This is a genomic window from Paenibacillus sp. B-A-8 (assembly GCF_048572915.1).
Lineage (GTDB): Bacteria > Bacillota > Bacilli > Paenibacillales > Paenibacillaceae > Paenibacillus_AQ.
This window is the reverse complement of sequence record NZ_CP183882.1, coordinates 3123767-3145299: the sequence shown is the minus strand read 5'-3', so window position 1 is coordinate 3145299 and position 21533 is coordinate 3123767. Positions and strand designations below refer to the sequence as shown.

Genomic DNA, 21533 nt, shown 5'->3' with positions numbered 1-21533 from the left:
CGGTATTCTACCGGGGAGAGGTCCCTCTTTCTTGTTATGAGTAAAAAAATCCCCTCCGATTAACAGTGGTATGTTCATACGAACATGAACCTTCTCCACTATCTACCGTAAGGGGATTTTACAAGCTTAAGGATTAATGCATAGGTGTATTCATTTTATGATCAACAACTACTCTTTTTACGAAGAACGCAAGAATTAGACCTACAATTGCCATACTCATTCCGAAAATAAATGCATTTTGCACACCTTGCGTGAACGCAGGCAACATATTAGCCGGATCGGCTGGATCAGCCACAGTCTTCATATAACTCTTAGAACCTGCAGACATAATGCTGACAGCTAATGCAGTACCGATCGCACCAGCAACCTGCTGCAATGTATTCATGATCGCTGTACCATCAGGATATAATTCTAGCGGCAGCTGGTTAATTCCGTTGGTTTGTGCAGGCATAAATACCATCGACACACCAATCATAAGCGTACTGTGAAGTACGATTACGAATACGACTGTAGAAGCTACAGTAATACTGGAGAAGAACCATAAAGCTGTAGCAGCAATAATCAGGCCTGGAATAACAAGCCATTTAGGACCGTATTTGTCGAACAGACGACCCATGATTGGGGACATCAGTCCGTTAATAATTCCCCCTGGAAGTAGCAGCAAGCCTGCCTTGAACGCTGTATATCCCTGACCCTGTTGAAGATACATTGGAAGAATCAACATGGATGATAGGATAACCATCATACAAATAAATACCATAGCCACACCAATGGAGAACATTGGATATTTAAAAGCACGCAGATTAATCATAGGCTGCTTCATCTTCATTTGGCGCAAGCCGAACAATAAGAGTGATACCACACCTACTACGATAGCTATGATTACTTTTGGACTTCCCCAACCGGCTTCTTCACCGGCGCTGCTGAAACCAAACACGATTCCACCAAACCCGATCGATGATAATGCTATGGAGAGGATGTCGATCTTCGGCTTCGTTACCTTCGTTACGTTCTGCATGAAGAGGATTCCGAATATCAATGCGATCACCAGGAAGGGCAGTGACAGCCAGAAGATCCAGTGCCAGCTAAGACTTTCAATTAGAAGTCCAGCAATAGTAGGACCGATCGCTGGCGCTACCATGATAACCAAACCAATCATCCCCATCGCGGCACCACGTTTTTCAGGAGCAATGATGATAAGGATCGTATTGAACATAAGCGGTAATAGAAGCGCTGTACCCATTGCTTGTACCACACGCGCTGTTAATAGGAACTCAAAGCTAGGTGATACTGCAGCTAGAAACGTTCCTAGTATTGAAAAACATAATGCAGCAACAAACAACTGTCTAGTCGAGAACCACTGAAGCAGCATACCCGAAATCGGTACTAGAATTCCCAGTGTAAGCAGATAAGCTGTCGTTAACCATTGTGCTGTTGCTGGAGTGATTTGAAGGACATTCATAAGATCACTTAAAGCTACATTTAGTGCGGTTTCACTGAACATTCCGATAAATCCTGCAAGTAATAATGAGACTAGAATCGGAATGGTTTTAAACTTCTTTACTTCCTTTTGTTGCTTTCCTTGCATAGTTGCTTCCACTCTTAATCCCCCTGATGTTCTTATCTATTGTCTCTCTCTAACCAAGTATTGCTGGGATAATCTTCGCCGCCGCGAGAAGCGGCTGTTCATCCCGTAAAGTCAGCGTCTGAAGAAGCGCTCCTTCAAATAATGAGACTACTACTGAAGCCTTATCGGCTGCAGTGTTGCCCTCCACACCTTCTTCCAGAAGGCGTTTCTTGATCACATCCTGCAAGTCCATAAACACAGATTTACATGCAGCCCGCAGCTCCTCACTAATACAAGAGGTCTCCGCCGCTAACCAAAAACTGAACGGAACGATCCCCTCAAATGAAGATTCTACTGCTTTCATAGCCATTCCTAGAATAAAGTCCTCCATTGCTTCAGCTGCACTATTGCTGCTCTCCATATGACAGTTCAGCTTCTGAGCGACTGTTAGACTATTCCGGTTAATGCATGTTAAAGCCAGTTCTTCTTTACCGTGAGGGAAGTAGTAATAAAGAGATCCCTTCGGTGAATCGCTGTCTTTAATAATCTGATTTAATCCTGTTGCATGATATCCCTGAGAAAAAAATAATTTCGAAGCGGTGTCCAGAATCGCCTCACGCGTATTCGGCTTGTTCGACAAGCTGACACTTCCTTTGCATTATAACAATTGGTCTACATAATAAAACCATATTTTTAAGAGATATGTCAACATATAAATTACTTAAATTCAAAGTAATTTGGTGGAAGTACGGTAGTCAGGTTACCACCATCTGCTCAGTACATCATGTTACCCCATCGGACTCAGATGCAGCTATTTGCGCTAAAACTGGCTTTAAGATACATTATCGGACCTGAGCGACACTACTTCACTAAAATGGAGTAGTTTCCATCTATTTTTGAGCACCTAGCTGCATTGGAGTCCGATAGTTCACCCTCACCGGGAAAATAATTAGCCTCTCGCCCACTTTATCCGCCCGAAATTATCTACTTCCCAATCCCTCATCCTCAGCGTATACTATAATTATTCCAATGAGAAAGGTGTGAATTTATGCAGGACGTGCCTAAAGGAATTCCACGGCCATTAGTAAAGACTAATCAGGCGTTTATCGTCATTTCAGTAATATTAACATGGCTAACAGGACAGCACTGGATCCTTGCGCTGCCCTTGTTCGCCGGATTGCTTGGCCTCTCGTTCGGTTACAATCCCATTATTAAGCTTGCTGGTAAGTTTCTGACCAAAGAACGTTCGCACTATGTACTCGAAGACTGGTCACAACAACAGTTTAACCAAACCATTGCTGTCTTCTGCCTAGCAGGTGGTCTGATCAGCTTCTTCGCTGGCTGGACGATTGCTGCTTATATTTTCACAACGCTCGTTGCAGTGGCGGCTACGGTTGCGATTTTTGGTTTTTGCATCGGATGTTTTATCCATTATCAGTGGAGAATGTACAATTACAGACGTAAACAAAGCACAAATTAAATCGCAAAACCCCTAATCCCGTTCTTCTCCAACAACATCCCAACGATGACGAAACTTTAACAATCGTGGATGAAGTGATGGTGGTGCTGATGTCAGCAATAACCGAATCTTTACAATCCACTCTTCAAATGAGGAATATGACGCAAACTGATTTGCCACCTCAGGCGTTAAATACAAAAAAATCGGCGAAGGATAGATTTCAACAAGATGCCGAAGCGCCGAATCGAGCGGAGTATACTTCTTTCGCTTCCCTTCCAAGCTCTCTACCGTGATGAAGCTACGTCCTTGTTCCCTTTTCCACTCATGCAGCCGGTCTTCACGCTTATAATAAGCGCTCACTGGCTCTTTTGTCATTCGTCTCACCGTTTCTTCATGAAGCGGATACAGCACTAGCTTAGTGAAACGCCGATCTGCTGCAGTCTTTGCTGCGATTTCAAGTTCCTGATCGGTGATATGCTCAAAAGAATCGTAAAACACTAACGTCCCTTTACGTTGTTCAACGGGTGGCTCATAGCCGTAGGGAACATGCTGAATGTCTCTTTTCAATGAAACCCCTCCTGCTTGTTCTATTCATTAATCATATCATGTGACAACGGCAGGGCTATCATTCTTATCTTGCAGCTGAAGACGAACTGTTGATGAAATCCTGAACTTTTGAAATTAGAGTGGGATAAATCAATGGATAAGTTAGATTCGTTGGGATATCAGTAAATCCTTTGATTTCTGCCATCTCATATGGTGGGAGCTCAGAGAATTGTTCCACATTTGCAAAAAATAGCTTTCCATAACTCCCAGGTGCATCATCCATGGTTACCTTATAAATGGTTATCGGGACGATAGAGAATTGCTCCGCTCCTGTTTCCTCAAATAACTCTCTAGCCGCTGCCTGCTCCGGTGTCTCTCCTACTTCTATATGACCTCCGGCAAACTCCCACGTCGAACGATCCTGATGTCTTGCTAAGATCCATTCTTCACCATGCTTAACCATAATAACAACGTATTCTAAATCAATTTCTTTTTCCTTTTCAAGATTAAATAAGCTTACCAGCAATTCTATCCCTCACTTTCCCACTGCTTCAGATACTCCCAGCCTCATCCCAAGCTAATTTAAATGCTGCTACACTCTGAAACCGCTCTTCCCGCTCCAAGCTGACTGCCCGTAAAGCAACATCGTATTGGGCTTTGCTCGCTTCCCATTTTGCAAACGATCGATCGGATGCTCCTCCTAAAAGAACAAATGCAGTGGCTCCCATATTGAATACATTTGTAACTTCATCAATCGGTGCACCTAAAATAAACTCTTCCGGTGACTTGAATCTTGATGAGCCCCAGAAGTTCTCGCCCAGATCATTTACAGTAGGCTTAAGTCTATAAAAATCAATATCACAAATCCTTGTTTCATCGTTTTCAAAATCATACAGAATACTTCCATCATAAAAATCCACTGCTACATAACCCTGCAACTCAACAAGCTCATGAAACGAAAAGATCACGTCTAAGGACGCTAAACGTTGTTCAACAGATAACTGCTTATAGCGGTAAAAAGGCGACTCCGGATGGCTCAGCTTAGCTTCACCCGCAAAAAGCCAATGTGAATGTAAACATTCACCTGCAAACCATTCAAATACCGCTGCATACCCCGTCCCAACTTCAAAATGTGACACCAAATTGATCAGCGATTTAGATTCAAGTTCGTTATACAACGGGATAGCTTCAATTAAACGGCTAACAGCATCCAAGGGATTCCCGTCGAAGGTCAAAGGCTTTGCCCCAGCAAATTTCACAAAAAACTTCTGCCCCTCCTTCTCCACACCAAAAGAAAGATTTCCAGAGTCCTGCTGGTCAAACACTTTAAACACCACACCTAGCTTTGTTAACCATGCAAAATCATAAGGCTCTTGCAATTGAAAACTTACCGCGTCAATTTCATATGTATATTTTTTTTCGCTCAACTGTACCTCCGCATTTACTAATTTAAGTTAGTTCTATTTTCATAAAGATTCCGGCGATGGTTGTTTCCTGTGGACCGGTTCTTTTGACAATCTCATATGGCTTAAATCCTAACCTGGAATATAATAACATCCCTTTGGTATTTACATTATGACAAACCAGATGTAACTCATGAAGCTGTAGGTCCTCTTTAGCAGCAGCCAGCATGGTATGGATCAAATACTCCGCGGCTCCTTTACCTCTATAATCGGGTGAAATAATAACATTCCCCAGCCAGTACAACTCTTGATGTTGTTGGTAATATAAATTGGCGTATCCGATGACTTGGTCGTGTTCATTTAGAATCACTGTTTGCTTATCCCGGCCTTGTGCAGCCTGCTCTAATTGTTCGGAGGTAAGTGGATATTCCAGCTTGGGCGACATAAAGAACACTTCCGTTGAATCTTTAGGAAAAGCACATATTGCGGCATAGTCTGCAGATACTGCTTTTCGATAACTGTAATTCATTTCATTTCCTTCCTTCTTAACTTCATTCATGTTCTTGTTCGATATTTAATCACTAGAATAATAACCAGCAGCACAACACATAGGGACATCGTATTCGTAATTAAAAAAGCTAAACCTACTCCCGTAACCGCCAAACTGATCGCGTAAGCTTCCATTAGACTAATCCCAAGCAGCATTAGCAAATACGACTTTAAATTCAAATCAGCTACGGATTTGGATTTCAAGATCTGAACAATCTGAGGAATCCAACCTAAAGACAGGATCACTCCACCTATTAATTGCATGACTGCAAACATAACAGCACCTCCACGGATTGTATTACTGTTGTATTCCGGGCGGCTCAGTCTGGTTCCAATTCATTTCAAAATAACTGAAGCTTACTATAGGCATAAGAGGCGGCACCAATAGTACCCGCCCGATTCCCAAGCTCTGCTTGAACAATTTTGCACTTACTGCTGGATAGCTTCAATGCATGCTGACTTACTGTTTCTCTTACAGGTTGGAGCAATTTATCGCCCGCAGCAGCCATCCCTCCACCTACAATAATTAGATCAGGATTGAGAATATTCACCACATTTGCTAATCCAAATCCAAGGATAGTGCCGGTCTCCTGCATAACCTCAATGGAGAGGGCGTCTCCGAGTTCGTAAGCTTCAGATATCATTAACGCGGTAATTAGCTCTTCCTGATCATTCGTCCACGTCTGAATCATACTGGTTCGGCCTTCCTTTAGCTTCTCTTTAAACGTATTCACCATGCCAATAGCGGAGACATATCTACCTAGGCAACCCGAGCTCCCACATTTGCAGGGACGTCCGTTTCTGTACATATTCATATGTCCGATTTCACCAGCGCTGTAGGCCGTACCGTAGATTACTTTTCCTTCGTTCACGATACCCGATCCTAATCCTGTTCCCAAGGTAATCAGAACCAGATTGTTGTAACCTCTACCTGCGCCTTGCAGCCATTCTCCATAAAGATTAACCCTCACATCATTATCAATAAAAACAGGAAAGTCATAGAACGCTCTCATCTCGTCAACAACATTTACATGCTCCCAATCCGGAAAATTCGGCGAGAAAAAAGAAACTCCAGCAACTGGATCTAATAATCCGGGCACTCCGATTCCCATACCTACTACTAAATCAAATGAAATATTTGCTTCAACAGTAATCAGACGTACAGCTTCTCTAATCCGTCCCAGTACATGTGATGGCCCTTTAGCTGCCTCAGTAGGTGTAGATATTTCTTTTACAGCTATAAAATCGGTATCGTATATTCCTGCTTTGATATTCGTTCCACCGAGATCAATCCCAATAATATATCGTTTCATAAGAACCTCCAGAATTAGAAATAACTTACCCTTTCATTATGAATGCCTGAAGGCTGAAACTATAGAGTAAACATACAAGTTATATGATAAAGTTCCAACATTTCTATTACAAATGACTTCTACTTACTGTCGCTTCTATTTCGGCTAACATCAGTCTGTTCACACCCATCTTAATCTGATTCTCAGAGAGATTGGAATAGCCTAGTAGAAACACTGGACCCTTAGGTTTGCTCTCCAGAAAATAAGAAGATGCAGGATATACGCGAACACCGTAACGTAGCGCCACTTCAGCAATGCGATTCTCCTCGGCATCCGACTCCAACTCAATCAATAAATGTAGTCCAGCTTCCTCGCCATAATATCTCACACGACTTCCAAATTCAGTATTCAAACTGTTTACGAGACAGGCTCTACGTGAGGCATACAGCTTTCCCATCTGCGTAACATGCCTTGCATAGTGACCATTCTGAATAAATTCTGCTAACGCTTCCTGGTCCAGAGCAGAAGACATTCGATCTGTAATCCATTTAACAGCTAAAAAAGGCTGAAGCAAAGCCGGAGGCAACACAACATAACCTATCCGCAGAGAAGGAAATAATACTTTACTAAAACTGCCTACATAAATAACTCGACCCTCAGTATCTAGACCAGCAAGCGCGGATAATTTCGGACCCTCGTACCTATATTCACTGTCATAATCGTCTTCAATAATAAAAGCATGATTCGCTTTCGCCCAATCCAACAACTGAACTCTTCGCTTCAAAGACAGCGTTGTCCCTGAAGGGAACTGGTGAGAAGGAGTAACATAGACTAGCTTTGGCGATTTTTTAAGATTACCATCTTGATCGTTATCACTGTTTGTTTGGAATTGTTCTACACAGATGCCATCCTGATCTACCTTAACAGGTAAGACCTCTACCCCAGCAAAAGAAAAAATTTCACGTACAACGCTATGTGATGGATCTTCCACAATGACATGATCACCTTTAAACAAGAATATCCTCGATAAAATATCGAGCGCTTGGGTAGCCCCAGACGTAATCACGATTTGTTCCGGAACAACGGGCATAGACCGTGTGGAACGTAATAAACGTGCGATCTCTCGACGCAAACCCAGTGAACCCTCCGCAGGACCATAACCTAACGTATCCGGTGAAGCGCGGCGGCAAGCATTCATTAGGGCCTTTTGCCATTGATCCATAGGAAACGCGTCCCAAGCAGGAACACCATGTCGAAAATCGCAAAACACCGGATTCAAATGATCCACTTCTCTAGTAGACGGAGGGTTAAGCGCAAGGAAATCAGGTCCCTTCGTCACAAAATTGTAAGGGCTCTCATAAACCTTTGTCACTTTCTCCTCCAACGTCAACTCCGCAATAAACGTTCCCGCTCCTTTTCTCATCTCCAGATACCCTTCTGCCTGTAGCAGCTCATAGGATTGAAGGACCACGCTTCTGGATACGCCAAGCTGGTTAGCTAAAGTTCTAGACGGAGGCAGGGGGTCACCCCCGCTTAAAGCTCCTGAATGGATAGCATTTCGAACTTGCTCGTAAATTTGACGGCTAAACGGAATCTGTCGTTCTTTATCGATTGTGATCAGCAAATCATGCTTCATAAGAGGTCCTCCCCTTCTGTTCCGACTTTTGTTCAAAAATAAAGGGTAAGCATTTTTACGAGTAGTGCTGCGGAAACAGAGCCTAGAATCACGAGGAGCAGCGGAATTTTTCTAATTAATACCAGTATAACAGCGACAGTCCCTGATGCGATACCCACAAGATTAACATCTGGGTCTACCTGAATGATTCCAGGTACCGTTAGCGCACTAAGAACCGCTATAGGCAAATACTCTAGCATCGCTTGAACTTTGGAGGGTCCATTCGAATGATTTGTAAGTAGCAAAGGCACAAAACGAAATAAAAATGTAATAACAGCCATACCCACAATGATTAAGATAGTCATAGGGATACCCCTTTCTCCGCTTGAACTCGTACTCTAAACAAGGAGCCCACTGCCATGCCGATTATCATAGCTACAAGGATCGAAGAGTTTCCCAGCAAGGGGTGCAGCAGCCATGATGATCCTGCAGCTGATATACATATAGCCATATTCCGTAAGCTGCCTTTCAATTGAGGTACAACAAGTGCAATCAGCAAGGCGTATAATGAAGTATTTAGCGCCGGTAAATAAAAAGCTGGAATATAGGAAGCAAGGGTTATCCCTGAAGCCGTAGCTAGCAGGTTAGCGACATAGGGAGGGATTTGTAAGCCCAGCAAATAAGGAAGTTCTAGGGGTTGGTTAGATTTTTCATTCACTGATTTAGGGTTTGCTTTCTCTCGAGTGAGCATACTAACTGCGTATACCTCTTCTGTTAAACTAAAGCCAATCCAGGTTCGCGCAAGATAGCTAATATTACGATTTAACTGCCCTCCAAAGGATAAGCTGATAAACAAATATCTTAGGTTAATGATCAGCGTAAGCAGTAAAATTACTGGAGCGGCTGCTCCTGCGGCAAGCATTTTTACACCTATAAATTGACTAGCCCCCGCAAATACTAGCGCTGACAATAAGAATACCTCCAGACTACCGAGACCTAACCCCTTACCGACCAATCCAAACGTAAAGCACGCAGGAATAAATCCTGCAACGATTGCGACGGAATCTTTAAGTCCTGTTCTAAACAGTTCTTTCTGATCATTCATAAGTTTCTCTCTCCCTTATCGTTGTCCTAGAGAGAGCATACTTGGATACCGATCCAGTGGAAATGACCGCATGGGTGCGTATGTACCATACCAATTTCTTTTCTCATAAAAAAGACCGCCCTCTAAGAGAACGATCTTTAATGAAGCTTTATACCTCCAGTGGACTTTCAACAATCTCGTTAATTTCCTGTACGATCTGCGATCTAATCTGATCTAATCGATTAATGTTCACGGTAGAAGCATAAATTTGCTTTAACGCATCAAGGAATACCTTTGCGTCTGTCAGATGCTGTGTGGACTGTTTCATGGTGCTGGAGTACCGTTCTTTAATGCCGGCTATAGCTTCGGAGAATGCTTCATCTGTACCAGGTTGTATACAACGCGAATACATATCGACAATCTCATCAGTGACACGATCTGGATAATACTCATGTGGAGCCGTGCTATCAAAAATAGCAAATCCAAGCTCACGCACAATAATCATATCAAGGCTATTTGGATCGAAGCCACAGTGGTAAATTTCAACATCGTAGCCACGCTTGATGCCTTCAGCCGCTATTTTTTTCAACAGTGTTGATTTTCCGGAGCCCGCACGTCCTTTAACCAAATATCTTTTTAATCCTGCGGTTAGATTAGGAACAAAATCCACTGCCCCCTTAGGCGTCGCCGCCCCTAAAAAACGATGATCTATACGGCTGGAATGTTCAGATTTCTGATCATCATACAAAAGCTTAATATACTCTTGTGTCAGCTCATCAGCTGCTTGAAAATTCATTGTCGCGATATATATCGCTTCCCATTCGTCATGAATGCGAAGGGCTTCAGCAAAACCAGCGTAAGCAAAATCATGCTCTTGGCTGATTGCAGCAACTAATTTATCGATTTCCAACTTGTGCTGGCTTAACTGAAACAGATCAACCGCTTGCTCTAAATCTACGAACACGATAGTCTCTTCAGGAAGATCAGGGTTAATTACACGCGGAGCAGCTCCATCAAAGATTCCTACATTTAATTTGGGAATAACGACACCGTCTAGTGAATCGTTATCTGATGCAGTGTGGATGAACCAAATCTCATAGCCTTGTTGATTCAACTGCTCTCCGATTTCTCTAATTAGTTTGGTCTGCCCCGTTCCGGGACCTCCTTTTAATACAAACAGACGTGTTAAACTTTGCAATGACGACTCATAGAGATTGTAAAAGCCGTGAGCCGTATTGCCGCCAGCAAAGAAATTGAGGATTGTTCCGTTCATAATCGCACACCTTTCCGGGCTAATGTCATGGTTCATAATTCATCGTATTATTGACCGCTGGGAAAGGTGACACTTTAAGTGAGATGTGGTCTTACTTCATAAAATGATCCATAAATCTCTTAATGACTGGAGCATCAGGAGGTGACAACTCGCTAGGCAATTCTCCATAATTAAAAAAACGGACTTCTTGTACTTCAATTCCATCTTCTTTAAGCACACCGTCAAATTCCGTACTTAGATAAGCTGCTACTACATTATATACTTCATCACCGTTTGGATATTTGTAATAAAGTTCTTGTCCAGAGAACATGTCAAACAATTCAAGTCCTCTGGCTTGTAAACCTGTCTCCTCAAAAAGCTCCCTTTTAGCAACCTCTTCCAAAGTCTCCCCAAGCTCCATCGAGCCACCTGGCAATCCCCAGCAACCGTTGTCCGTTCTACGTTGTAAAAGTAATTGCTGTTCGCTACACAACAATACACAGGCTCCTGCCATAATAAGCGGCCTGGTACCCACATGTTTTCTTAGCTCCATAATATAATTACTCATTAAACAGCACCCTCTCCTTAATGCTTATATTTTTTTGTTCTTTTCCAGAAATTCATCTTCAGTAAGTCCAGATCCGATCATTATCCTGCGAATAATAATTGCTGTAATCTATATCTCGCACAATACACTCCGGAAAGTAGTTATTTTAGTCTGTTGATATACTTAAATGCTGTTGAAGTTTTGAATAATCATAAATATCCACAATTGCACCGTGTTCAAAATTAGGTTTAAACAAAAACTCAATGATTTGTTGTGCTGTTTCCTGTGCTGTTGTGAGCATCCCAGTTTCCTTAACTACTTCAAATATCTCTGCTGATGGAAATGTTGATTTATCCTGGCTTCTAGCCTCTCTTTGCAGATTGGTATCAATCATTCCTGGCCAGATCGATACAATTCCAACTGGTGTTTTGGAGTGATTTTGTTCTAGTCCCACACATTGTGAAAAAACATCTAACCCAGCTTTTGCTGCTGAATACAGACTCATGCCAGGATGATGATTCTTAGCAGAAGAGGATGATATATTTAAGATCCTTTTATCGATTAGATGACCATTCGTATGCTTTATAAACATTGAGGTTAGTATAATAGGAGCTAATAAATTCACATTTATATTTCCCGTTATTTCATCAACCCTTGCTGTATCAATAAATGAGACAGGAGAAATCATTGAAGCGTTATTAATAAGGTAGATTCCCTCCGCTTTTGACACGTTAATAGAATTGAAAATACTCCCCATCAGAGATTCAATCAGATGAATGTGATTCAAATCAAATTCATAATAGGTTATATTACTACTTTTGCTTACTAAACTCTCATTTCTTTCACGTGAGATACAAAACAGATAGTGATCAGGAGAGACTAGTTGTTCTGCTATTGACTCTCCAATTCCTCTTGAAGCTCCTGTAATAATGAAGTATTTCATAAGGGCAATCCTCCTCGAATTGTAACCTGATACTAATACCAACTACTAGAGTATCACATTTAAAGAATCGCCTTGTCAAATACATCCATTACGTGCATGTTCTACCTAATATAAAAAAAGCTACCTCATGGTAGCTCTATGAATCTTGATTACTAGATGTTTATTTCGTTTTTGGAACATGAAAACCATTGTTTTGCGCGTAATTTTCAATACTCCAGATGCCGATTCCCTGCTCTCTTGCTTTATCCTGAATAGCTCTAAATTGATCTACGTATTTCGTATTAGGTGCAAATACATATGCCACACGTGCATAACCCTGCTCTAGCAGAAGCTCATTAAACATTTTGCCATCGATATAGAGATAACAGAGTAGACGACCATATTTATCTCGTTCTGATACATCCAGTTCAATTTGCACATCTTTATTGGTAAGCATCTTTTTGGCATAATCAGAGGCTTCTATCGAAAATGGTTGTGGCTCAGGAATATTCGGATTAACGGATTCAGGAGTATCAACTAGTAACAATCGAATAGTTTCTTTTTTACCGTCGATCGTCAGCTTCATGGTGTCACCATCAACTACCCGTGTTACCTTAGCATCTAGTAAACGTCTATTGTCCTCTACTGTATTCTTTGCGGTAGCATCAGATTTAGGCTCAGGACTCGTAGTTATTGCTGGAACAGGATCTGAAGCAGACTGCTCTACAATAGTGCAACCGGTAACGGTTCCTAGTAGGAGGATGATGGCCATGCAGATTTTCATAAGATACATTTTACTCATAAATAAACCTCTTTCTTAAACATATGTAATAGCTTCATGGGGTCTAATTAAAATAAAGCAAAACCGTGAAAAACACAAGTTTGTATTACTTAATATAGAAAACAACGACAACTATGTACCAGAAAAATAAGATACATGGCTGTCGCTGTTTTATTAAAATTATAATCTCCGTTAATCACCCAGCTTAGCTTCTGCTACGTTTAAGTTGGAGATTTTTATTTTGATTATGATCGATAAGAAAGCAAGCAGGGAAAAAATAATCCCAATCCAAATGAGTTCATGTATACCTGAGCGAGAAATAAACCAACCACCGATAGAAGTACCTATTGTAATTCCAAGATTGGAGAATGAAATAAACAAGCTGTTACCGAATTCGGGAGCTTCTTTCGTCTCGGTCGTTAACCATGCTTGACTGATAATGAGTCCGCCGGAATGCACTACCCCCCAAATAATTATGATAATAACCATTGGAATGAAATAAGATCCTAGAAAATAAACGAAGAAGTAAGTTACCGCATATAGCAGAGGAAACATGATGACGGTCTTTGGAATGCTTTTATGTAAAAGGCCCCCAAATAAAAAATTTCCAAAAATCATGACTATACCAAAGGCCATTAACATGATACTAATCCATGACCCATTCATATGTGTTACTTGACCAAGATACTCAGCAAAGTAACTATATACAGAAAACATCGCTGCAAATATAAAAATAACTGTCACTATATTTAACCATAATAGGGGTTTACGTAATATACCAAGCTGCTTGCCATAAGACATTTTTTCTTTAACAGGCATGGAAGGAAGCCAAGCGAGTATCCCTAAAAAGGCAATTATACTTACAACAGCACCAAACAGAAAAGCAACTTCTAACGATATTTTGTCAGCGAGATAAGAAGTCAAAGGCACACCGAAAGCAAACCCGACTGTGATTCCGGCGAAAACCTTTGTAACTGCCTTAGTACTCTTTTCTGGTGGGACAAGTTGAGCAGCGGTCACAAGAGCAACTGAAAAAAAGATTGGATGAAATATAGCTGGAATAATACGGAAAATAAGCATTACTTCAAACATGGTCGTATAAGCATACACAATGTTTGAAATCGCAAAAATAAGTACAGCCGTTAATAGAATAACTTTACGATTAATACCAGAAGCCAGTAATGTTAGAAATGGACCAGAAATGGCAACGACTAAAGCAAATATACTTACAAGCCATCCAGTCTGTGAAGTCGTTATATTAAATTTTTGAGTTATCTGTGGTAGAACACCTATAATTCCCATTTCCGTAGTGATAATACCAAATACACCTAAAGCCAGAATAATGATAAGCAACGGGTTAATCTTTTTCATTTTTAAAACACTCCTCCATTTATATTCACATATATAGATTTGTAGATATGTATTATCAAAAAAAATCTTCCCTCCTCTCATTTATAGTTTCTGTTTAATATACTCGGAAAACTCCTGAATTGTCTTCTCATTCCGACGATAATACGTCCACTTCCCAATCCGCTCAGATTCCAACAAACCAGCTTTTTGCATAGTCAACAAGTAACTCGAGATAACAGACTGTGCAAGTCCCGCTTTAGCTTGAATATCTCCCACGCATATACCAATTCGAAAACTCAGGCCTTGTTGTAAATAAGGCTTTTCATCAAAGAATTCCTCTGGAGTTTTTAACCACATCATAATTTGACTACGTGTCTCGTTAGATAAAGCTTTAAATATCATTAAAGGTTCCATGCGTTTCATTATATCTACTTTTATAGATTTGTAAATATAAAAGTTATTTAGTGCATGAGAAATTTCCAAATTAACCAGCAAAGCAGTACGGATACCCACGAAATAAAACCGAAAATCATCACGATTTTGTTTTCGCTCCATCCGTATTTTAAGCTGAAATGGTAATGAATCGGAGCCATTCGGAACAGCCGCAGCTTAGTTCGTTTATAGTACCAAACTTGTAATATGACCGACAACTGCTCTGCAAAATAGACGAAAAACAAAATCGGAATCAAAAGCTCGACCTTCTCAATGACAGCTAAAATGGAAAGAGAGCCACCGATCGCCAGTGATCCTGTATCGCCCATAAACGCTCTTGCCGGATAAATATTGTAAAGGAACAGCCCCAGCAGACAGCCAATCATGACAAGGGAAAATGTCTGCACTTCAGGTTTGTCCGAAATCATAAAAAAGAAAAAATACGTTGGAATGGCTACATTGATCAGTAGCCCATCAAGACCGTCCGTAAAATTGATGGCATTTGCGGTGCCCACCACAAACAGCAAAATGATTCCGACATAAAGATACAAAGGCAATTGCAAATAGTGCCCTTGAAATAACCCATTATCGCTCGTCAGGCCTAACGAATGGAACAACACATACAAAATGGATCCAGTAAAAATAAATTGCAACACTAGCTTTGTGCGGCCGGTGATGCCGGACGGATTTTGCCAAAAAGCCTTTTTGAAATCATCCAGAAATCCGACTGAGCTGAACAACAAAAACGTGACGCATAAGAGTAACATTAGAGGTCCGGGATGAAACTGTAACGAGATCGCTATCCCGATAAGCAGGACCAACCCTGCCATAAGCGGTGTACCACGTTTGGCCTGATGATCTGCTGGTAGCTCGGAGCGAATCGGCTGCGTTAGCCCCAGCCTGTGTAGCGTCCAGATCAACAGCGGCGTAAACATCGCCACTAGAAGAAAAGACAGGCCGGAAATAGCCATAATTCCAAACATATAACAAACTCCCCTCTTTGAAAAGTATCATTTTAACATTTCCACTCCAAGTGTTCCTACTTTTGAACCTAACTCACACTCACAAAATTGTTTTGAGAGTTATTAAGATCGCTTGAATTATGTAAAGTAAAGTTTTATCCCTCTCACTTGTATCTTTAGTAAAATGATATATGTAAATAAAATTTTGAAAAAGAGAAAGTATTCTGTTTTTATTTCCTATTTTCGCTCCACATTAAAAAATACTTCCGTTCAATAAATGAAGGACTGCCTATCGGCAGCCCTTCATTTATTGAACATTCTTCACCTTCCAGTAATCGACAATTGTTATCCCAAATAGAATAGAATGGTCCGGTATCAAGCTTTAACCTTAACCATAACAATAAATACAGTACTTCCTTTTAAAAATTCAGTTTCCCGGCTAAATCCCAATTTCTCATACAAACGTATCGCTCTTTCATTAAACTTTGCCACTGTCAGACGTTTTGAGCTTTTCCCGAACATTGAATCCATTTTACTTAGAACAGCTGTGAAAAATAGAGTCCCATTTCCCTGCCCTGTAAATTCTGGTCTCATCCCTAATCCAATGTCTATAAACCCCTGAGAATATGTATATGACTTATTTGGAACCTGCGCTGAGCTTCCTGTACAGAAGAACCCTACTAACTCTTTATTATCATCAAATATGGAAAAATATGATTCAGCAAGCATTTCACTTATGGCTTCAGGCGTTTGTTCATTGTTGTAAAAATCATAAGGTTGTTCATATCGCCAGCTTAATATATTCCTAGCAGCATCAGCATTCAGCTTTTCCATGTAAAGTTTCATTTCGCACCACCTTATGCTCAAAATCAATAGGCACCTATGAGTCTAACTCCGTTAACTCCCGAAGGATTTTCTCTACGTCACCATCAGGATTTAACGCTTCGATCATCTCTTTCGTAATGGCTGCCCCCTCATAAACCTTTGCAATAATCTCTAAGGGGAGCGTGATTTCAAAATAACCTTCAGCAAATTCCACAAAATCTTCAGCTGTGCCGAAAATAGTCTCTAGCAAAAAGTCCGAGCCATCTTCTGCCCCCGCTGGAATCTCTACCTTCCCCTTCTGCCACGTCAAGTCATTATTTTCACGCCAAAAGCAAAAAGTAACATCATCCTTATTTATCGCCTCATCTTCAAGAAAAGACAATAGTGAGGTTGGGACTTCTTCATAGATTCCTGGCCAAACTTCATGTTCGTCGCGCGCATATGGACTTATTTCTGACTCATGATCAAATCCTTTAATTATCGTTCCTTGAGGTGCAAAAATAATAAACAAATCATCACCTGATCCATTATCAATCGATGCTAAGGAAACATTCTTATCGAATTCAGAAACAAACCTATGATAGCGAAGCCATTCCTCTGTGCATAGGACAATATTTAGAGAAGAAAGAATTTTCAAAAGTTTTTTTAATTTTTCGGGTTCTGGTAAAGTATCTATCACATTCATTAATGATTCCTCCCTATTGTATTCATTAATGATTTTAGCATATTGATGAATTAGGAGTGAAAAAAAGACTACCCGAAGGTAGCCTTTCCAACATAACAAGACACTAGCTTAACTTAAGATCCTGCTCCCTTATATCTTCTAACGCCATAACTCCAAGCTAAGAGACCAATTCCAAGGAATATCGCACCTACAACTGGCGTCAAGAGAGCAAGGTTTGTCATCTCTTCTCGCTGTAGGAAGAGCGCTGCCGGATAGACTCCGACGAATGCAAACGGTATGATCCACGTGAGTAGTACCTGAATAGCCCGATTGTAAATCGTTACCGGATAACGGCCATAAGTCTGAATGTTATACATTAACGGAAGAATGCCCGTAGGAGCATCCGAATAGAAAGACAATGAAGTCAATGTTGTATAAATCCCAGTATAGATGGCGACGGCACTTAACGTAAGAATGATCAGAGCTGGTATCGTCCACCATTCAAAGGGAAGACCCAGATTACTGCCACTAATAGCCATAATAATAATACCTATGAAAGAGCCCATTAGTGCTGGTGGATCAACATTTTCCAAAAAGATCTGGAATAAATTATGCGCTGGGCGTGTCAGAATACGGTCCATCTCACCTTTAACGATGTAACGCTCACTAAATCCCCATAGATTCACAAAACAACTAAACACCCCAAAAGGCACCATAAAGAATCCATACACGAACACTACTTCGTTCTGATTCCAACCGCCTAGGCTATCCGTATGCATGAAAATCACCAGAATAAAGATAAAGTTGGTGGCCTGGAAAAGTAAATCTGATATGACCTCTACCCAAAAGTCTGCACGATAGGTGAGCCGGGACTTCATATAGTTCTTGATGTATTCAATTAATAATCCAAGGTAATACACGTTTCCTCAACCTCCCTGCACGAAGAGACGCTGCCGCGCCGCATGATATAACCAGACAATTGGAATCAGTAAGGCCAGGAACCAAACGATCTGGATCCCCAGTACATTCCAAATCCCAACCCCTTGCACTCGTCCCGTAAACACTGAGCCCGGCAAGTAAGTAATCGCCTGAAACGGCAGCACCTTAAGTATAGAAGATAGCCAGTCAGGAAACAGACTGATCGGCACGATCAGACCGGAGAACAGATCAACAATTACCCGCTTCATTCGCATCATGCCCTCATTATTCTCAACAAAGAAGGCCGAGAGCCCCGTAATAATATTGATCTGTGAATTAATCAAAAAGCTGAAAAAGAGCATTACAAGAAAACCCGCCCAAGCAGATGGTGCTGTCGGTAATTGAACCGGGAACAACAACATCGCTATAGCCATACCGGGAATCATAAACAAGAGGAAGCGGAACATGCCCTCTCCGAGTCCTTGCATCATTTTGACTAAGACATAGTTATAAGGCCTTATAAACTGAATAGCGATGCTTCCGTCTCGTATATCCGTAGAAATCTCACGATCTAGATTATTAAAATAAAACGCACGTGCCATCCAAGAAACAGCAACATAAGACGTCATTTGCGTTGCGGTAAAGCCACCAAGTGAATCCCCATTCCCATAGATGGCCATCCATGTGAAATAGTTAACCCCGATATTCAAGGAATAGATAAGAATACCTGAGTAGTAGTTAATCCGATAAGCAAGCATGGTAAGGAACCGGATGCGTATAAAATCCATGTACGCCCCAAATAGTAATCTCCGACTATTCTCTGGAGGACCACCTGAAGACGAACCTCCTGAGGAAGAAGACATAGCTGTTGCAGCATTAAGCTTATCAGACATGTAAAGCCTCTCTTTCATCCTTCAGAGCGGCAGCTTGTTTCTCTGGTTTATCCGCAGACCCGGATTGATAAATACTGCGAACAATATCGTCCGTATTCGTCTCAATAATTTTGATATCAGTAATGTCAGCTTTCCCTACTACCCGTCCCAAAACATCGGAAACATTTATATCCAGCGGTATCCAAACCGATGCTCCAAGATCGTTCTCTGCAGACCAAGTAACCGGCATCCCTTCAGTCCAAAGCTCAAGCAGTTGCCGTTTCGTTGCATTCCCGAATTGAAATTGAACTTCACGTCCGGTTCCCCAACGTTGCTTCAGGTCTTCCAGTCCTCCGTCATAAATGATACGGCCATCATCAAGCATAATCACCCGGGAACAAAGGGCTTCAATGTCTTGCAAATCATGTGTAGTCAGCAGGATGGTTGTCCCATGATCACGGTTCATATCTTTAAGAAATTCACGGATCTCTGATTTCACCACAATATCTAAGCCAATGGTCGGTTCATCCAGAAATACAATCGACGGATTATGAAGCAATGCTGCTACTAATTCACAACGCATCCGCTGACCGAGACTAAGCTTACGAACGGGACGATTCAGAAGTTCTTGCAGCTGCAATCGTTCGACCAATTCATCCAGCCGTTTCTTGAAGTCTTGTTCAGATACCCGGTATACCTTGCGCAGCAGCTGGAAGGATTCAATGACCCCAATGTCCCACCATAGCTGGCTGCGTTGCCCGAACACCACACCGATATTTTTCACGAATTTCTCGCGCTCCAAATAAGGAACATAACCACCCACCGAAAGATTTCCTGAAGTGGGTACGAGAATACCCGTGAGCATCTTGATCGTAGTTGATTTTCCAGCACCGTTCTCGCCGATATAACCACAAATCTCACCTTCGGGAATGGAAAAGGATATATCCTTCACCGCAGTTACTTCCGTATACTCCCTTTTAAACAAATCAGCGAAGGCCCCTTTGAGACCTTCGCGGTTTTTTTGCACTTTAAATGTTTTACGTAAGTCTTGTACTTGAATAGCAGTCATATTGTACCTCACTAAGCTTAAAGTTGGGTTCCAGTAACCCATTATAATAGAAGAAGTCCAAAAGCACTACCTCAATTTTTACTTAGCCAGTCTTCCTACGATTGGATTTGTATCTTTTACTGCCTCTAGATGTCCTGAACGAGCCACTTTGGTACGCAAGTATTTCTCATTAAACGAAGATACATCTCCCCATAGCGCTACTCTTTTCACAGCGTTCATTCCAGCTGCCTTAAGAGCTTCCAGTTTCTTCGGATTGTTCGTAATTAGCGTGACTGGTTTATGACGAAGATGTTGTAGAACACTAATCGCTTCTTCATAATTTCTAGAATCATCAACAAAACCCAACTCCAAATTAGCCTCAACTGTATCGTATCCTTCTTCTTGTAAAAGATACGCTAAAGATTTACTGAACAGTCCAATGCCTCTGCCTTCATGGTTAGCCAGATAAAATAACGCACCTGAGCCATGCTCTACGATCATTTTCATGGACTGATGCAACTGGAAGCCACAATCACAACGTTTACTGCCAAAAATATCTCCGGTATGGCAAATGCTGTGCATCCGAATTAGAGCTTCATCGGAACCCTCGAAATCACCATATACTAACACACTGGATTGTTGTCCATCTGCAAGGCTCATGGATGGTAACTTGGAAATCAAAGCGGCGGTTGCTTCATTGCTGTCTCCTTTAAGAAGCTCTGCATCTGTAGTGTTCAACCAGTTGTACCATTTAAAAGTAACAGTCTCTCCGTCTAAATTCACAGGTAAAGTAATCGGTCCAACCAATATATTTGTACTGTTTGCTAAAGGAATACGAGTAATTTTATTTTGTAGGATTGAAATAATATCTGGTTTTGTCATGTGTAACACCTTCCTCAATGTTCATCTAGTATAGCTGTAGCTATACATAAGGATCAAATATTAGTTAAAATATAAGTAACTATTTGTAAGTAAGTTTATCATTGTAATATAACTTCGTCAAGTTATAATATATCTTTAAATATTTATAATTACTTTATGTAAGTTTATGATATAATGAATGTTGAGGTGATATTATGAATGATTTCAACATGTGTCCTCGCTTTGAAAAAGCGGTAGACTTGCTAAGTAAACGTTGGGTCGCGCTGATCGTTTTCGTGCTTATGCCAGGTCCACGTCGTTTTGGCGAAATTGAAAGCTGTCTGTCTAATCTAAGTGGTAAAGTGTTATCTGACCGATTAAAAGAAATGGAAATCGAAGGTATTATTGAGCGAACCGTATATCCAGAAATGCCCGTACGCATTGAGTACTCCCTTACTCCAAAAGGTACCGCGTTGGCTCCTATACTTGGTGAAATTGGAAATTGGTCTACAGACTGGATTGAGCTTGGTGTTACAAATTAATCGGTCTCCACTAACTTGAAGAGCCCTTTTTGTTCCGTAAAT

General features: G+C 41.2%; 26 protein-coding genes. 2 read left to right on the top strand and 24 right to left on the bottom strand.

Annotation, left to right across the window (positions count from 1 at the left end; genetic code table 11):
• Nucleotides 1-133 precede the first annotated feature (133 nt).
• Entirely contained in the window at nucleotides 134-1588 is a 1455-nt protein-coding gene (locus ACN6MV_RS13760) for a DHA2 family efflux MFS transporter permease subunit (RefSeq protein ID WP_076118628.1), read from the bottom strand.
• A gap of 49 nt (nucleotides 1589-1637) precedes the next feature.
• Nucleotides 1638-2207: a TetR/AcrR family transcriptional regulator gene (locus tag ACN6MV_RS13755; protein ID WP_042127315.1), complete on the bottom strand. Its 570-nt coding sequence runs from the start codon at nucleotides 2205-2207 to the stop codon at nucleotides 1638-1640.
• Between the two features lie 408 nt (nucleotides 2208-2615).
• Here ACN6MV_RS13755 and ACN6MV_RS13750 point away from each other — a divergent pair, with 408 nt between their 5' ends.
• Complete coding sequence (locus ACN6MV_RS13750) at nucleotides 2616-3047, top strand: DUF4395 domain-containing protein (protein WP_042127313.1); 432 nt, start codon at nucleotides 2616-2618, stop codon at nucleotides 3045-3047.
• Between the two features lie 12 nt (nucleotides 3048-3059).
• Here ACN6MV_RS13750 and ACN6MV_RS13745 read toward each other — a convergent pair whose 3' ends face one another.
• The 22 genes from ACN6MV_RS13745 to ACN6MV_RS13640 form a co-directional block, all read right to left on the bottom strand.
• Complete coding sequence (locus tag ACN6MV_RS13745) at nucleotides 3060-3593, bottom strand: hypothetical protein (RefSeq protein WP_042127311.1); 534 nt, start codon at nucleotides 3591-3593, stop codon at nucleotides 3060-3062.
• A gap of 64 nt (nucleotides 3594-3657) precedes the next feature.
• On the bottom strand, nucleotides 3658-4098 hold the full coding sequence (locus ACN6MV_RS13740) for an NUDIX hydrolase (protein WP_419886546.1): 441 nt from the start codon (nucleotides 4096-4098) through the stop codon (nucleotides 3658-3660).
• Nucleotides 4099-4123: 25 nt separating this feature from the next.
• The gene (locus tag ACN6MV_RS13735; RefSeq protein WP_419886545.1) at nucleotides 4124-4999 is read right to left on the bottom strand and encodes a serine/threonine protein kinase; all 876 of its coding nucleotides are present in this window, start codon (nucleotides 4997-4999) and stop codon (nucleotides 4124-4126) included.
• Between the two features lie 22 nt (nucleotides 5000-5021).
• Complete coding sequence (locus tag ACN6MV_RS13730; protein WP_042127305.1) at nucleotides 5022-5504, bottom strand: GNAT family N-acetyltransferase; 483 nt, start codon at nucleotides 5502-5504, stop codon at nucleotides 5022-5024.
• Nucleotides 5505-5530: 26 nt separating this feature from the next.
• Nucleotides 5531-5800: a PQ-loop domain-containing transporter gene (locus ACN6MV_RS13725; protein ID WP_042127303.1), complete on the bottom strand. Its 270-nt coding sequence runs from the start codon at nucleotides 5798-5800 to the stop codon at nucleotides 5531-5533.
• A 65-nt stretch (nucleotides 5801-5865) separates the two neighbouring features.
• Nucleotides 5866-6837, bottom strand: a complete 972-nt coding sequence (locus ACN6MV_RS13720) for an ROK family protein (RefSeq protein ID WP_419886544.1) — start codon at nucleotides 6835-6837, stop codon at nucleotides 5866-5868.
• 106 nt (nucleotides 6838-6943) lie between these two features.
• Nucleotides 6944-8452, bottom strand: a complete 1509-nt coding sequence (locus ACN6MV_RS13715) for a PLP-dependent aminotransferase family protein (protein ID WP_419886543.1) — start codon at nucleotides 8450-8452, stop codon at nucleotides 6944-6946.
• 32 nt (nucleotides 8453-8484) lie between these two features.
• Nucleotides 8485-8796 carry an AzlD domain-containing protein gene (locus ACN6MV_RS13710; protein WP_052414590.1) on the bottom strand — a complete coding sequence of 104 codons (312 nt, stop codon included), beginning with the start codon at nucleotides 8794-8796 and terminating at the stop codon, nucleotides 8485-8487.
• Nucleotides 8793-9536, bottom strand: coding sequence for an AzlC family ABC transporter permease (locus ACN6MV_RS13705; RefSeq protein ID WP_375102794.1), 744 nt, complete (start codon nucleotides 9534-9536; stop codon nucleotides 8793-8795). The genes ACN6MV_RS13710 and ACN6MV_RS13705 overlap by 4 nt, the downstream gene beginning before the upstream one ends.
• Nucleotides 9537-9684: 148 nt before the next feature.
• Nucleotides 9685-10788 carry a PRK06851 family protein gene (locus ACN6MV_RS13700; protein ID WP_042127295.1) on the bottom strand — a complete coding sequence of 368 codons (1104 nt, stop codon included), beginning with the start codon at nucleotides 10786-10788 and terminating at the stop codon, nucleotides 9685-9687.
• Nucleotides 10789-10879: 91 nt separating this feature from the next.
• The gene (locus tag ACN6MV_RS13695) at nucleotides 10880-11335 is read right to left on the bottom strand and encodes an NUDIX hydrolase (protein WP_419886542.1); all 456 of its coding nucleotides are present in this window, start codon (nucleotides 11333-11335) and stop codon (nucleotides 10880-10882) included.
• Nucleotides 11336-11480: 145 nt separating this feature from the next.
• Nucleotides 11481-12257, bottom strand: coding sequence for a (S)-benzoin forming benzil reductase (locus ACN6MV_RS13690; protein WP_042127291.1), 777 nt, complete (start codon nucleotides 12255-12257; stop codon nucleotides 11481-11483).
• Between the two features lie 160 nt (nucleotides 12258-12417).
• Nucleotides 12418-13038: a thermonuclease family protein gene (locus ACN6MV_RS13685; protein ID WP_076118319.1), complete on the bottom strand. Its 621-nt coding sequence runs from the start codon at nucleotides 13036-13038 to the stop codon at nucleotides 12418-12420.
• Between the two features lie 171 nt (nucleotides 13039-13209).
• Nucleotides 13210-14388, bottom strand: a complete 1179-nt coding sequence (locus ACN6MV_RS13680) for an MFS transporter (protein ID WP_419886541.1) — start codon at nucleotides 14386-14388, stop codon at nucleotides 13210-13212.
• A gap of 81 nt (nucleotides 14389-14469) precedes the next feature.
• Entirely contained in the window at nucleotides 14470-14781 is a 312-nt protein-coding gene (locus ACN6MV_RS13675) for an ArsR/SmtB family transcription factor (protein WP_042132144.1), read from the bottom strand.
• Nucleotides 14782-14828: 47 nt separating this feature from the next.
• On the bottom strand, nucleotides 14829-15782 hold the full coding sequence (gene mraY / locus ACN6MV_RS13670) for a phospho-N-acetylmuramoyl-pentapeptide-transferase (RefSeq protein WP_419886540.1): 954 nt from the start codon (nucleotides 15780-15782) through the stop codon (nucleotides 14829-14831).
• Between the two features lie 354 nt (nucleotides 15783-16136).
• Nucleotides 16137-16607 (bottom strand): GNAT family N-acetyltransferase, encoded by a 471-nt coding sequence (locus ACN6MV_RS13665; RefSeq protein WP_042127285.1) that lies wholly within the window; start codon nucleotides 16605-16607, stop codon nucleotides 16137-16139.
• A 34-nt stretch (nucleotides 16608-16641) separates the two neighbouring features.
• Entirely contained in the window at nucleotides 16642-17271 is a 630-nt protein-coding gene (locus ACN6MV_RS13660; RefSeq protein WP_419886539.1) for a hypothetical protein, read from the bottom strand.
• 113 nt (nucleotides 17272-17384) lie between these two features.
• Nucleotides 17385-18128 carry an ABC transporter permease gene (locus ACN6MV_RS13655; protein WP_170880268.1) on the bottom strand — a complete coding sequence of 248 codons (744 nt, stop codon included), beginning with the start codon at nucleotides 18126-18128 and terminating at the stop codon, nucleotides 17385-17387.
• Nucleotides 18129-18176: 48 nt separating this feature from the next.
• The gene (locus tag ACN6MV_RS13650; protein WP_042132143.1) at nucleotides 18177-18956 is read right to left on the bottom strand and encodes an ABC transporter permease; all 780 of its coding nucleotides are present in this window, start codon (nucleotides 18954-18956) and stop codon (nucleotides 18177-18179) included.
• A gap of 97 nt (nucleotides 18957-19053) precedes the next feature.
• Entirely contained in the window at nucleotides 19054-20109 is a 1056-nt protein-coding gene (locus ACN6MV_RS13645; RefSeq protein ID WP_419886538.1) for an ABC transporter ATP-binding protein, read from the bottom strand.
• Between the two features lie 78 nt (nucleotides 20110-20187).
• Nucleotides 20188-20970 (bottom strand): GTP cyclohydrolase II, encoded by a 783-nt coding sequence (locus tag ACN6MV_RS13640; protein WP_339290845.1) that lies wholly within the window; start codon nucleotides 20968-20970, stop codon nucleotides 20188-20190.
• 194 nt (nucleotides 20971-21164) lie between these two features.
• On the opposite strand from ACN6MV_RS13640, the gene ACN6MV_RS13635 reads away from it, so the two are divergent.
• Nucleotides 21165-21491: a winged helix-turn-helix transcriptional regulator gene (locus tag ACN6MV_RS13635; protein WP_042127276.1), complete on the top strand. Its 327-nt coding sequence runs from the start codon at nucleotides 21165-21167 to the stop codon at nucleotides 21489-21491.
• The last annotated feature ends 42 nt before the right edge of the window (nucleotides 21492-21533 follow it).